The following is a 12,764-nucleotide window of genomic DNA, read 5'->3' as shown; positions in this document are numbered from 1 at the left end:
CCCCGACAAACTTGCCGGGGGAAACTTTGGATCAAACAACTTACCCTTCCTCCCATGCTCCTTTTTTCATTTAAAAAAGTTGCTTAATTAAGAGTGATTTTTGAAATGTTGTTTTTCTAAAAGAATAATATTTAGTTACATAGATGGGTACATCTAAATTAAGTTGAGATTTATGAAATATGTAGCAACAAATTTTAAAGCCTTCATACTTTCCCTTACTGTGTTGTTTTGTACAGCGTGGGGGGGGGGGGTAGTATCTGCCCAGGAAGCCCCTGACTATATTAAAGGAGAATTGTTAGTCACACTGAAAAAAGGCCATTCCATTGAGCAGGTTCTCAATAAGGAAGCACTTAAAAACAGCGGCATTCGAATTGAAAAACACCTACCAAACCTTGGCATCTGGAAGCTTTCCTTCCCGGAAGTCCCGGGATTTGACACCAGGGCAAGGCTGGCCCTGTTCAAAGGGTTCTCAGAAATTCAAGCCGCACAGTTGAATCATAAAGTGGAGTTACGGAGCCGGTCCACCACACCCAACGACGAATATTACGGGGACCAATGGGCTTTGAATAATACCGGTCAAACCGGAGGTACTTCTGGGGCAGATATTAGCGCAGAGGGAGCCTGGAACCTCACCACAAGCAATACGACAGCCAATGGCGATGAAATCGTAATTGCAGTAATTGACAATTTTTTTGATTTGGATCACGAAGACCTGAATTTTTGGAAAAATGAGGAGGAGATTCCGGGCAATGACCATGACGATGACGGGAACGGATATGTAGACGATTATGACGGGTGGAATGCATACGATGACAACGGTGATTTCCCGGATGCAGAAGAGTACGACTTTCATGGGACACATGTAACGGGAATAGCAGCGGCCAAAGGAAACAATAATACAGGGATAAGCGGGGTGGCACCCAATACGAAAGTACTTCCCGTTATGGGTAGTTCTCCTTATGAGAGTACGGTATGGAGCGCGTACGAATATATTATAACTTTACGAAAGCAATATGAGAATACAAACGGACAGGAAGGAGCCTTTATACCGGTTACGAATTCATCATTTGGATTAGATTATGCGAATCCTGCCAATCACCCTATTTGGTGTGCGGCCTATGATTCATTAGGAGAATACGGTATTGTTAATGTTTCCTCTGTTTCAAATAATGATTACGATGTTGATACAGGTGGCGGAGTACCGGACACCTGTTCAAGTGATTATTTAATTACCGTTGCCAATACGGACCACAACGATGCATTATCCGATACCAGTGCGTATGGTGCTACTCATGTGGATTTGGGGGCCCCTGGCAGTATGATTGTTTCTTCTGTTCCCATTAATCCAAATCCTCCTCCATCATGGGGAGAAACCCAATACAATAATAAATACGGGAGAGACACCGGGACCTCGTATGCAGCACCCCATGTAACCGGGACGGTGGCTTTAATGTTTTCGTATATGTCCACCACGCAGCTTCAGCTTTATGAAAATGATCCTGCAGGGATGATGCTGCAAGTTAAAGACTGGATATTGGACAGTGTGGACCCGGTTCCCGATCTAAGCGGGATAACTGTGAGTGAAGGCCGCCTCAATGCATATAAAGCGTTGCAGGTAATGTTTGACCCGCCGCCCTCAGCTCCCACAAACCTGGTGGTCGTGAATGAAGGTTCCGGTGGTGGCCAAATGCAACTGGCCCCGGCTGAACTGGACTGGGATGATAATACGGAGGCCGATTTGGATTTTTATAAGGTGTATCGAAAATGGCAGGGAGAACAGAACTGGACTATGATCGGCCAGCCTTCGGTGAGCACATTTACAGACCAGGAAACCTCGATTAACGATGTGGACGGAGACCCGGTATCCTATTACGTAACTGCGGTGGATGATCTCGGACAGGAATCCGGGGCGTCCAATACCGAAACCGTAACAGCAGATGATCTGTTTATGAAAGTAATGCCGAGAAGTGAAGAACCCGCCAGGCCGAAAGAATTTACGTTAAGCTCAAATTATCCCAACCCGTTTAATCCTGTGACCACGGTGGAATACGCGCTGCCGGAACAAGCGGACGTGCAGCTTTTTGTCTACAACTTACTCGGGCGCCGGGTAGCTGTATTGGTGGACAGGAACCAGCCGGCCGGCCAGTACCGGGCGTCATTTGATGCTGCCGGCCTGTCCAGCGGATGGTATTTTGCCCGCCTGCAAGCCATAGGGGAAAGCGGTAAGGAATTTAAACAAGATATAACCATGCAGTTAGTTAAATAAAGAAAAGAGAGGTAGTACCATGAAAAATATAATCTCAATACCTGCTTTGCTTTTGATGTTCTTTACCGGCATCATTTTGAGCTCCTGCGATCTTTTTAATAGCGACGCCAGCCAAAGTCAGGAAGAACCTCCGGTAGAAAATGTATTGGCCGAAACAAAATGGATGCTTGCTGAGATGCAGCCCGATGGAAGAGAGCCAGTACGATTTGAGCTTAATGAAGAAAGTCACGGGAAAGATTTCTTTGCTATTTATTTTAAACAAGACAGCACATTTGAATCACATCCCGGTTGTGGCTGGATTGGCGGGAATTATGAAGTACTGGCAGAAAACCACATTAACATACATAGAGTCGGGGGAACGAGGGGTGTTTGTGATTACACGTTAGAATTCCAGCGTATGCTAAGAAACGCTCAACGCTTCGAGAGCACGGGAGATACATTGGTCTTATTTCATGATGAGATTCCTTTTGTTGAAGATACTTTAGCCGGAAAATTCGTATTCAATAAGGAAGGTTTCGAATACTATAATCCCTGGCCGAAAGATTGATCCGATAAGTCACTGCGGTCCGTTAAATAAAGAGAAGCAATACCATGAAAAAATCAATGCAAAGAACGTTGTTTCTGACAATTATTTCCGGACTCCTGCTTTTATCCTGCGATCTAACAGACCGGGGTAACACCGCCGAGTCTCAGCCCCCGATTGGAAGACACCAAATGGACCCTGGAGGCATTTGTGCTTGAATCCGGAGACCCCATTGAAGTTGAAAACACTTTTCAAGAAAATTACCAAATTGCCTTTGGTACCGATAGCGCGTTTTACGCCACATCAGGTAATACTTGTGATGGATTCTACGAATATTCTACAGATGGTCCATAAATATGTCTGTAGGATGTACAGGGGGTACACTTGGTCGGCACAATACCAAACGGCTCTGTACCTTTCATACAAATATGAGATAAGTAACGAGAAGCTGTATTTTTATCATGAGGGACTGTCCGGTGCGTATTTAGAAAAAGATACGCTTAGTATGAAACAAGGACTTGAGTTCGAAAGCGGATGGCTTGTATGGGCAGATGATTAACTCCTAAATCTATATCTTTAATTTGGTTTTACCACGTTGCCTAGCTTTGAATTCTCTGAAAGTGCAGTTTTAGATAAATCCAAAGTAGGCAGTATTATAAAATATTTCCACGATTATCCACTTAATTCGCCTCATCCGTGTTCTATCCCCAGTCTCATTCTGCCTTCAAATCCATTACATCTTCTTACAAACTTCTCAGATTTATTTACGTAATTGAAGCTCCAACATGAATTAAAAGAAATTCCTATGAGACTTCTATTACTATCGGCCTTACTAATATTGTCAGGGCTTTTCCATTCCACTAATGCACAGAGTTCAGAAACGGTAGAGGTGCAGCAAACGATTGATCGCCTGTTCGAAGGGATGATCAAAAGTGACAGCAGTTTAGTGGCTTCAACATTCAAAAGTGATGCCATCATGCAGACCATCAGAAACCATCAGGATGGGAGTGTAAGTGTAGTCAATGGTGATCTGAGTCAGTTTTTATCGGACATCCACAGGGCTGAACCCGGAGTATTGAATGAAAAGCTGAATGGATATGAGATCAAGGTAGATGGTAAACTTGCTTCCGCATGGACACCCTATGAGTTCTATGTAGGTGAGGAATTCTCTCATTGTGGAGTCAACTCTTTTCAGCTGCTAAAAACATCTGAGGGATGGAAGATCTTTCATATTGTAGATACACGCCGCAGAGATAACTGTGTAGAATAAAGGCAGAAAACTCCCATAGGGACCATTAATTATTCAGTGCTCGTAATAAATTCTAAACTTATCGCAATTCATCTATGAAAAGATCATATACACTTCTGTTCGTGATGCTATTTGTTGTACAACATGGCATAGCTCAGGTCAGCGAGGCTCAAAGGCAGCAAGACGTGCAAAGCATAGACAATCTGATGGAAGCTCTGTACGCCTCAATATCAGGAGAAAAAGGAGAACCCAGAGACTGGGATCGTTTCAGGAACCTGATGCTACCCGGTTCCAGACTTATCCCAACTGCAAGTGGCGAGGGCGGTGTGAACAGCTATCAGATCATGAGTCCGGCTGAATTCATAGAGAATACCGATCCTTATTTCGTTGAGAATGGATTTTATGAGTATGAGATCAACCGTGAAGAGCATCATTATGGCCGCATTGTTCATGTAATGAGTACCTATGGCTCTAAGAGAAGCAAGATGGATGCTGAACCATTCAATAAAGGAATTAACAGCATACAGTTATTCAACGATGGGCAGCGCTGGTGGGTTGTTACCATATATTGGGCACACGAGTCAGAAGATAATCCGATTCCTGAGCGTTTCAGAGGTTAGATCCCAAACGTATTTTAGTCCGCTGTATTAAGGAGCCGGTCAATGACTTTTGCCTTTCCGGGCTCTACATACTTCCCATAAGAAATAACGAGTATACCTTGAACTCCGTCATCTGCTTTGATAGCGTGCACTGTGGATTCACTACCCGGGTCGGTCCCCTTATCAAAGTTATGGGACTCAATAATACTTAATTCATCTGTAGTGTAAGTAGCTTTCAGAGATTTGCAGGTTATATTGTCTTCTCCCAATTCAAATACATGGTCAAATCCTTTCTCTTTGAGAGATTCAACGGCGTCGGCTAAGTCTTTGTACATAAATGTATTAGTTAATTTGTTTACTATAATATACAAAATAAAAAAGCCGCTCGTTCAAGCGGCTTTATAGTAAAATAAAAAGCTGTAATAGATCAGTCTTTATTTTTGATATCTTGGATCTCAAGGCGAATTTCCTGGGCCAATTTTTTTAGTTCTTGTAGGCCTTTACGTGCGCGTGTTCCTGCTGCTTTGTTGCCTTTGTCGTAGAATTTTTCCATTTCGACTGCGGTTTCTTCTACGAGATTTTTGATTTCTTCAACTCTGCTCATTAATAGCTCCGTTAAATTATTATTGGTTAAAATTTTCTGTTTTCAGAAAGTGCGTTGAAGCTATTCAATCGGGGGTATTGAGTCAAATTAAAACTGCATTATTTTGTGAATAAAGCACTTTTTTATGTTTTTTAAGGCATTTTTGTCACTTTCTTCCAATTTAGTCTGTTTACGAACTTATTTGCGGCAGCATTAGTACCGGCTTTTGATCGAATACTGCAGTTTCACCAATTTTTGACTCCATCAGGCTATCTGTTTTTTTTATCACAACCCGAAAGGATAAGTTTCCGGTACGCCTTCTTCCTTTTTGCGTGCAGGAAGGGGCGTGATCGCCTCAGTTTCATCTACCCAAATATATTCATCGAATTGATTGGACAGGGAAGCCTGAAAATAATGACTTTGCATTTCGGTTTTAGGCCGATAAATAACTCCGATGGCTCGTTCAAGTCTGCTTTCTTCAAGTCTTTCCGTTAAATCTTCATGCCCTTGTTTGTGCAATGGCAGTATAAAGTTATTTGGTTTAGCCTGATGCATCAGGAATTCTAGACTTTCTTTTGGAGTTGGGCGGACATCCATTATGTTCATTTCATCCCCCCAATTGTGAGCAGCAGCTACAGTGCCGTGATCAGTTCCAAAGCCAATGTTATACGCTTTGTCGCCGAGGTCTTCTTTTGCAAGCTGTCCGATATTGTGTTCTCCCCTTGCTCCCATCTCAGTGGCTTGTGCATTTCCAATGTGAGAATTATGAGCCCAAACCACGACTTTGGCATCACTTCCTTTATGCTCCATAAGAGATTTTAAAGTGTCATACATATGGCTGTCTCTGAGGTTCCAGCTCGACTGTGCCCCCAAATACATGCTACGATAGTATTTTTCAGCATTTTTAACCAATCGTGCATTTTGAATGGCATCAAAGTATCGGCCTCCATTATTCTTTGCTATATCAGCTCTTTCAGATAAGATCTTGGAGAGCATTTCTGTCACATCCTTTTCACAATTTTTGTACTGATCGCTCATAGCTGCTGCGCCATAGCTTGACGGATTACCTTCATATGGGGTAAGGCAGCCGTATCGATTACGTGCTGTTTCGGCGAGGTCGGAATCAATGTCTTCCAAATAATCTATAATGGCTTTTACCGAAGAGAACATACTGTAGAAATCGAGACCGAACACGCCTACTTTTTCTTTCTCAGATCTGTTTTCATTATGATCTTTCAGCCATTTCACGAAACTAAGAACTTCCCCGTTACTCCACATCCACGTGGGAAACCTTGTGAAGGGCTCTTCTTCAGGAAGGGAGATATTAGTTTCTCTTACGTATCTATCTACATGAGCAGCATCGGGCCAATCGGCCTCAAGTGATACTATATTAAAGTCTTTCTTTTGTATGAGTTCTCTTGTCAACTGTTCACGAAGGCGGTAGAATTCGGAAGTTCCGTGTGATGCTTCTCCGATCAATACTACTTTGGCATCGCCAACACGCTCCAACAGTGAAGTAAAGTCGGCTCCTTCACGTTTGTCAAAAGGTTCCGCAGCTTGTTCGATAAGTTCGGTTACCGTTTTTTCCCGTTTTGATGGCGAGACCTCCTTCGCTTCTTTATTTAGCCAGCCGCCGGAGCCAATAAGTGGGACAAACTGAACGCGGCCGAGCTCTTTCTCTTTGAACTCGCCATTTTTTTTGGTGGTTAGAACCAGCCTTTGGGTTCTGATCTTGTCTCCAACCGGAATAATAATACGGCCACCCTCAGCAAGTTGATCTTTCAGGTCTTCCGGTATTTTTGGTCCGCCTGCTGCAACGTTAATGGCATCAAATGGGGCATGTTCAGGCCAGCCCTCTGTGCCGTCACCATGACGTACATGAACGTTATCAAAACCAAGCCGATCCAAACGTTTTTTAGCCGCTTCCGCGAGAGTTTTATGACGCTCGATTGTATACACTTCGGCGCCAAGTTCACTCAGTACGGCAGCTGCATATCCTGAACCTGTACCTATATCGAGTATTTTTTCATCCTTTTCGATATCAAGGATCTCCGCAGCCAAAGCGACTACATAGGGTTGTGAAATCGTTTGTTCTTCATCAATTGGTAACGGAGCATCTTTGTAGGCGAATTCCACGAGGTCTTTCGGTATAAATTCTTCTCTCGGAACATTTTTCATTGCCGAAAGTACTGCAGGATCCTCAATACCCCTACCTTTAAGTTGCTTTTCAATCATCTCTTGTTTCTGATGTAATAGCTCACTCATTTTCTTGTAAGGTTTTCTTAATGGTCATCTTGTTATCCTGTATAACAAAGTATACACACCAATAGTTTTAACTATAACGGCCGGTAGCATTTAGATAAAAAACAGATCAATCAATATCCGAATTGAGTAACTGTGTTAACCCAAGACAGTGGTACTATAAAATTCCGGTTTCAGTTCTGCAAGCAGGGAAGAAGCCAGACTAACATTGTTTATATGCAAATGATCCTGATAACTAGAGTATTTTCTGTTTTCAGGTTGACCCCAGAAGCTCTCAATATCTTCAGCAAGCCCCAGATTTTCTTCGAGTTTGTTTAGCTTAAGGTCGTTCTCTATCAGAAGATCTCGGTGATGGTCTAGAGCTCGCAATCCCATCGATAAGCCACACTCACGAAAAGCAAGACGGTATTCTGCAGGATCTGTGACTTTTAACTTATTTGATATGGTATCAAGTCCGCTCATAGCCTCTTTGAATAGTTTTTTTGGTTTAACTGATTCAGGGAGTATCATATATCGGCTGAGTTCTGCAGATCGAACTATATTCAGTAAAAGTCCTCCCAAGCCTAGTGGATCAGTTGTGCTCCAATTTTGGCCTTCGCAGATCTTTTCGAGTTTTTGAAGATATTCAGTAAAATCATATTTGGCAGATGACAACATTTCACACTCAAGCGCGGTCAGATATCCCTCGAGTGGATCATGTGCGCCCATCGTTGGCACTTGAGGATAACTGAGGTCAACACTCATTTTCCAATAGAGATGGAATCGACCATCTGTTTTTTGGAGAAAGTGCCTGCCGGCAAGGCTTAATTCAACAGCGTGTTGTTTCCATTCTTTGATATCTAAATTTTCTGATGCCTGAAGAAGTGCATGTATCCAACGGGTATGGTAGTGATAATACTGACCGTCTCTGTCCCATTCTTTCCGGTCATTGAAAGGCTCAGATTGCTTCCGTTCCGGTTGTGGCTTCCCAATTCTAAGTCCTTTTACCGTTGGATGTTTTTGTGCTTCCTCTTCCGGTAAATCACTTATCCAACCACTTCGGGAATCATTTTGGTCAAATTTTCCAAGTGTATGATGAACTTTATTGATCAATTCCCGGATCGTTTCTTCATACTCTTTTTCATCATACAATGATGCAAGAGCTAAAAAATTCTGAAGGGCCAATGCATCCGTCCAGAGATAGCGCTTTTGCTTCATCTCCGAATCACTTCTTAATCCGGTTCCTTCTGAAAATTCATCCATTAGTTCTTTTGCCAATTCTTCTGAGATGCTTTGAATCTGACTCATGAGTCTAACTGTTATTGTTTACCTGTCAATGACTTAGTTTATAACAAAAAACATGATCAGCCTGTTCATGTTTCTGCTAAATACGGGCGAGATCAAGTCTGCAGGATTGATGTGAGATCTAATAGAGAGCCGGGTAGATATGCGAAATGCAGACGGATGCCAGCCTTTATTCTCTGGTGAGAGATGAGGACTTAAAATTAAATGGCAGAAGGTCGGCGCTTAAGTGTTCAGAAATTGTTCCGTCAGCGTGGTGTAGTATTATATCATGATATGGTAAAAACTCTACAATAACCTGCCGGCACGCTCCACATGGACTACTTATTTGACCTTTTTTGGTGTGAATCTCAAGTCGTTGAAGGTTTCTGAATCCGGCTGAAAGGGCTTTAGAAAGAACCACCCGTTCAGCACAAAGCCCCTTGGACCATTCACTGACTTCAACATTAACACCTTCGAAATAGCCGGTCTTTGTAAACAAAATGGCAGCTACCTGGAAATCTGAGTTCGGGACCACAGCTTTTGGGAGCAGTTGTTTGAGTTTTTCTGAAGCATCCAATTGTCCGGAAATTGATTTTAAGAGATCTTCAGCTTTGTTCAATGGAAGATCCTGTTCAATGATGATTTCCAGATCAAATTCATTCTTCCAGAAACTCAGCTGTTCATATTTATAATCGCTTAAATAGAGTTTAGACGGTGTTTCGCCCTCACTTAAACAGATGGTGCAGGCAGCCTGTATAGCAGGGATCGTCAGAGGATAAGATATATTTTCAATTCTAATACCGGCATAGAATTTTCCCGTACTGCTTTCAACTACACAGGTTTTGGGGTTCTGAGAATAGGGGGCGTACGATTTTTCTGGAAAATTATTTGACATAAATGATCAATTCATTATAGCTGAATAGGCAGCGTCTGCCACTCGTGACCTGATTCTGCTGATGGTGCTGCCGTAGGACCGGTTTGGATAGGTACGGTTGGTTAACAGTATCACTGCCATGTTCTTCTTGCGGTCTATCCAGAAGCTGGTGCCGGTGAAACCAAGATGGCCAAAGGTGTCTTCGCTGGCATTACTTCCGGCGGTTGTAAAGCCGGATGGACTCTTTCTATCAAAACCGAGTCCGCGTCCACTAAGTTCGGATTGTTTGGTCGTGAACATTCGCACTGTCTCAGGTTTGAGGTATTGTTGACCGGCGTAAGTGCCATCATTAAGCAACATAGTGCTGAATTTGGCTACGTCTATGGCGGAAGAAAATAACCCGGCATGACCGGCAATTCCATCGAGATAGAAAGCTCTTTCATCATGAACCTGTGCCTGGACCAATCCACGTTTGTAAACCGTATCAATTTCTGTTGGGGGAATCCTGCGCGTTAACCAACGGCTGTTCTTACTTGGATTAAAGAATGTACTGTACATATTCATTGGGAAGTAGAACTCACTGCGCGCGTAGCGGTCAAATGGTTGGCCTGATACATCAGCAATGATCTCTGCCAACAATATCATTCCAAGATCGCTGTATACATATTGGGTGCGGGGTTCATAGGTTAGTGGTTCATTTTTAATGGCTTTGATGATCTCACTGCGAGTTTTCAGAGAATCCACGTACACTCTGAAAGGTGGCAGTCCGGTTTGGTGGAGCAGAATATCACGAACGGTAATATTTTTCTTTTCAGGCGTGTTAAATTCGGGAATGAATTTTGAAACCGGATCCTCCAGCCCCATCTTTCCTTCATCGATCAGTTTCATGGTTGAAGCTGTGGTAGCCAATACCTTAGTTATTGATGCCAGGTCGTACACGTCGGTGTTCTTGATAGCATTGGTTTTGTTGTAGGTTTGATAGCCGTAGGCTTCATTGTAGGCCAGTACACCGTCCTTAACTACAGCAACCACTGCCCCAGGGAACACGGAGTCACGAATGGCCTCATTTACGATCCTGTCGATCTCAAATAATTTGTTGTGATCCAACCCAACTTCTTCGGGTGTTCCGAAGCGAAGAGTGGTGTGGGGAATCCCAATGCCTTCTCCGAGATCATACAGTCCGGGGATCTCAATAGGTAAACGGGCATTGACTTCAGTGGCACCAAAAATAGCAGGAACCACACCGCTTATCTGCTGTGAAGAATTATACCAGCCGAGTATATGTGCATCAGCATTTTTTAGATCAGAAAGCACATATGGATTTCCGAATGAAACCAGTATAGAAGGCTTGTTGGTTCTAAGAATTCGATTTAAAAACGATACCTGACTGTCAGATAGGTGGATAGACTGTGCAAAACGCAGATAGATAAATGAGCTGAGTATGACTAGATCAACCTCCTTAGCCTTTTGAAGCATCTCCCGTTTATCTTTTTCGCTGGTGCGTTTGTCATAGACATGAAATGAAACGCTTGGATGATAATCTCTAAGTTGACGGGCAAAAGATGAACCGGTATCTCCATCACTGTCATCGGCCACTGAAATAACCATGATCTCAGGATATTTTGAAGGTAAAAGTGGGATCAGATCTTTTTCATTTTTCAGAATAGTAGTGGATTCCCGTGCAATACGATCGGATTCTGCTCTGTGGAAAGCTGTATTTACCTTTAGATCCAGAGAGGATATATCAATCTGATTAGATTTCCCAAATAAGCCATACTGCTGTTTCCATAACATCAGTTTACGGAATGATTTATCTATACGTTCCTCGGTGATCTCACCATCTTTAACGGCTTGCTCTACTTCATTAATGGCCGTGAATACATCAGGGCTGATGAGCATGATATCGGCGCCGGCATGCAAAGCTTTGACAACAGCTTGTCCCGGTGAATACTTGGATGAGATCCCATTCATTTCAAGCCCGTCAGTAACCACCATGCCATTAAAATTGAGAGAATCACTCAGGATCTGTTCCAGAATAAAGGGACTCAGAGTGGCAGGTGTGTAAGTACCTCCATTAAGTTCAGGAAAGGCAATATGAGCACTCATTACACTGCTTATACCTCCGTCAATAGCAGCTCTGAACGGAATCAGTTCTAGGGAGTCCAGTCTTTCGTAGGAGTGATTTACTACGGGAAGGTCTGTGTGGGAATCTGTATCGGTGTCGCCATGTCCCGGAAAATGCTTAGCGGTTGCCACGATGCCTTCACTTTGAACGCCTTGAATAAATGCAGTTCCATATTCTGAAACCATATTTGGATCGCCCGAGAAAGAACGAACGTTAATGACCGGATTATCAGGATTGTTGTTCACATCAAGTACGGGCGCATATACCTGATGAACACCAAGAGCTTTAGCTTCAAGGGCTGTGATCTTACCCATCATAAAGGCATTACGCTTGTTGCCGGTTGCGGCTACGCCCATGGCGGGGGTGAACCGGGTGGTGCCGGAAATCCGCATTGCAGCGCCAAATTCCATGTCTTGTGAGATCCAAAGCGGAAATTTGGCCATGCGCTGTAACTTATTGGTCAGTACAGCCTGACCATAGATGTCACCACGCATAAAGATGATGCCGCCCACATTATAATCTTCAACCAGTTCTTCTAGCAGTCTGAAATTTCTTGAATCGCGATTGGTGAATCGACCTTCGGCTGGAACAAAGAACAACTGACCGATCTTTTCTTTAAGCGTTGTATTCGTGATCACGGAATCAAGATACGCTTCTGATGTGACATCGAGCGCCGGATCCGTATAGGATTTATTGACTCTTTGCCCAAAAAGGAATTCCGTTAAGCTTTGTGCAGTCAACGGCATACTTATTGAAAGTGCAAAGAAGGTACAAATGGAAATAATTTTAAGTAAACCCTTCATATAACGTCTGTAATACTATCTAGATTTTTCGGAATATCGACTATTGAAATGTACATGTTAGTAACAGTCTAAACCAATTGATTATTTTAAGAATAGTTAAACTGATTTAGTAAAATCATGGGAATACAAGTACTGCCGAATCAGTATAAAGATCAGGTTCAAAAATAATCAGAATGAATTCATAATTTTACTTTATTCCGAGCCATTAAATGCTCAT

Annotated in this window: 11 protein-coding genes; 5 read left to right on the top strand and 6 right to left on the bottom strand. The window is 42.9% G+C overall.

What is annotated here, in order from left to right; genetic code table 11:
• Positions 1-172 precede the first annotated feature (172 nt).
• The 5 genes from ACKGJO_RS07005 (at position 173) to ACKGJO_RS06985 (ending at position 4,658) form a co-directional block, all read left to right on the top strand.
• Positions 173-2,266, top strand: coding sequence for a S8 family serine peptidase (locus ACKGJO_RS07005; protein ID WP_411322698.1), 2,094 nt, complete (start codon positions 173-175; stop codon positions 2,264-2,266).
• Positions 2,267-2,285: 19 nt separating this feature from the next.
• A complete protein-coding gene (locus ACKGJO_RS07000; RefSeq protein ID WP_411322697.1) occupies positions 2,286-2,813 on the top strand; it encodes an META domain-containing protein in 528 nt (175 codons plus the stop codon).
• A gap of 153 nt (positions 2,814-2,966) precedes the next feature.
• Entirely contained in the window at positions 2,967-3,143 is a 177-nt protein-coding gene (locus ACKGJO_RS06995) for a hypothetical protein (RefSeq protein WP_411322696.1), read from the top strand.
• Positions 3,144-3,594: 451 nt separating this feature from the next.
• Complete coding sequence (locus ACKGJO_RS06990; RefSeq protein WP_411322695.1) at positions 3,595-4,059, top strand: nuclear transport factor 2 family protein; 465 nt, start codon at positions 3,595-3,597, stop codon at positions 4,057-4,059.
• A 74-nt stretch (positions 4,060-4,133) separates the two neighbouring features.
• Positions 4,134-4,658, top strand: a complete 525-nt coding sequence (locus tag ACKGJO_RS06985; RefSeq protein WP_411322694.1) for a hypothetical protein — start codon at positions 4,134-4,136, stop codon at positions 4,656-4,658.
• Positions 4,659-4,672: 14 nt separating this feature from the next.
• Here the strand turns inward: ACKGJO_RS06985 and ACKGJO_RS06980 are convergent, their stop codons facing one another.
• The 6 genes from ACKGJO_RS06980 to ACKGJO_RS06955 form a co-directional block, all read right to left on the bottom strand.
• Complete coding sequence (locus ACKGJO_RS06980; RefSeq protein WP_411322693.1) at positions 4,673-4,972, bottom strand: hypothetical protein; 300 nt, start codon at positions 4,970-4,972, stop codon at positions 4,673-4,675.
• A 92-nt stretch (positions 4,973-5,064) separates the two neighbouring features.
• A complete protein-coding gene (locus ACKGJO_RS06975; RefSeq protein WP_411322692.1) occupies positions 5,065-5,241 on the bottom strand; it encodes a histone H1 in 177 nt (58 codons plus the stop codon).
• Positions 5,242-5,505: 264 nt separating this feature from the next.
• Positions 5,506-7,485, bottom strand: coding sequence for a protein-L-isoaspartate(D-aspartate) O-methyltransferase (locus tag ACKGJO_RS06970; RefSeq protein WP_411322691.1), 1,980 nt, complete (start codon positions 7,483-7,485; stop codon positions 5,506-5,508).
• Positions 7,486-7,620: 135 nt separating this feature from the next.
• A complete protein-coding gene (locus ACKGJO_RS06965; RefSeq protein WP_411322690.1) occupies positions 7,621-8,769 on the bottom strand; it encodes a hypothetical protein in 1,149 nt (382 codons plus the stop codon).
• 166 nt (positions 8,770-8,935) lie between these two features.
• Positions 8,936-9,640 (bottom strand): cytidine deaminase, encoded by a 705-nt coding sequence (locus ACKGJO_RS06960; protein WP_411322689.1) that lies wholly within the window; start codon positions 9,638-9,640, stop codon positions 8,936-8,938.
• Between the two features lie 6 nt (positions 9,641-9,646).
• The gene (locus ACKGJO_RS06955) at positions 9,647-12,547 is read right to left on the bottom strand and encodes a glycoside hydrolase family 3 N-terminal domain-containing protein (protein ID WP_411322688.1); all 2,901 of its coding nucleotides are present in this window, start codon (positions 12,545-12,547) and stop codon (positions 9,647-9,649) included.
• Between the last annotated feature and the right edge of the window lie 217 nt (positions 12,548-12,764).

It is taken from the genome of Gracilimonas qinghaiensis, assembly GCF_046602855.1.
GTDB lineage: Bacteria > Bacteroidota > Rhodothermia > Balneolales > Balneolaceae > Gracilimonas.
This window is presented reverse-complemented; position numbering and strand designations above follow the sequence as displayed.

Bases quoted from the DNA above. Each gene is read 5' to 3' on its own strand.
- ACKGJO_RS07005 (WP_411322698.1), top strand. From the start codon at position 173: ATGAAATATGTAGCAACAAATTTTAAAGCCTTCATACTTTCCCTTACT.
- ACKGJO_RS07000 (WP_411322697.1), top strand. From the start codon at position 2,286: ATGAAAAATATAATCTCAATACCTGCTTTGCTTTTGATGTTCTTTACC.
- ACKGJO_RS06990 (WP_411322695.1), top strand. From the start codon at position 3,595: ATGAGACTTCTATTACTATCGGCCTTACTAATATTGTCAGGGCTTTTC.
- ACKGJO_RS06985 (WP_411322694.1), top strand. From the start codon at position 4,134: ATGAAAAGATCATATACACTTCTGTTCGTGATGCTATTTGTTGTACAA.
- ACKGJO_RS06980 (WP_411322693.1), bottom strand. From the start codon at position 4,972: ATGTACAAAGACTTAGCCGACGCCGTTGAATCTCTCAAAGAGAAAGGA.
- ACKGJO_RS06975 (WP_411322692.1), bottom strand. From the start codon at position 5,241: ATGAGCAGAGTTGAAGAAATCAAAAATCTCGTAGAAGAAACCGCAGTC.
- ACKGJO_RS06970 (WP_411322691.1), bottom strand. From the start codon at position 7,485: ATGAGTGAGCTATTACATCAGAAACAAGAGATGATTGAAAAGCAACTT.
- ACKGJO_RS06965 (WP_411322690.1), bottom strand. From the start codon at position 8,769: ATGAGTCAGATTCAAAGCATCTCAGAAGAATTGGCAAAAGAACTAATG.
- ACKGJO_RS06960 (WP_411322689.1), bottom strand. From the start codon at position 9,640: ATGTCAAATAATTTTCCAGAAAAATCGTACGCCCCCTATTCTCAGAAC.
- ACKGJO_RS06955 (WP_411322688.1), bottom strand. From the start codon at position 12,547: ATGAAGGGTTTACTTAAAATTATTTCCATTTGTACCTTCTTTGCACTT.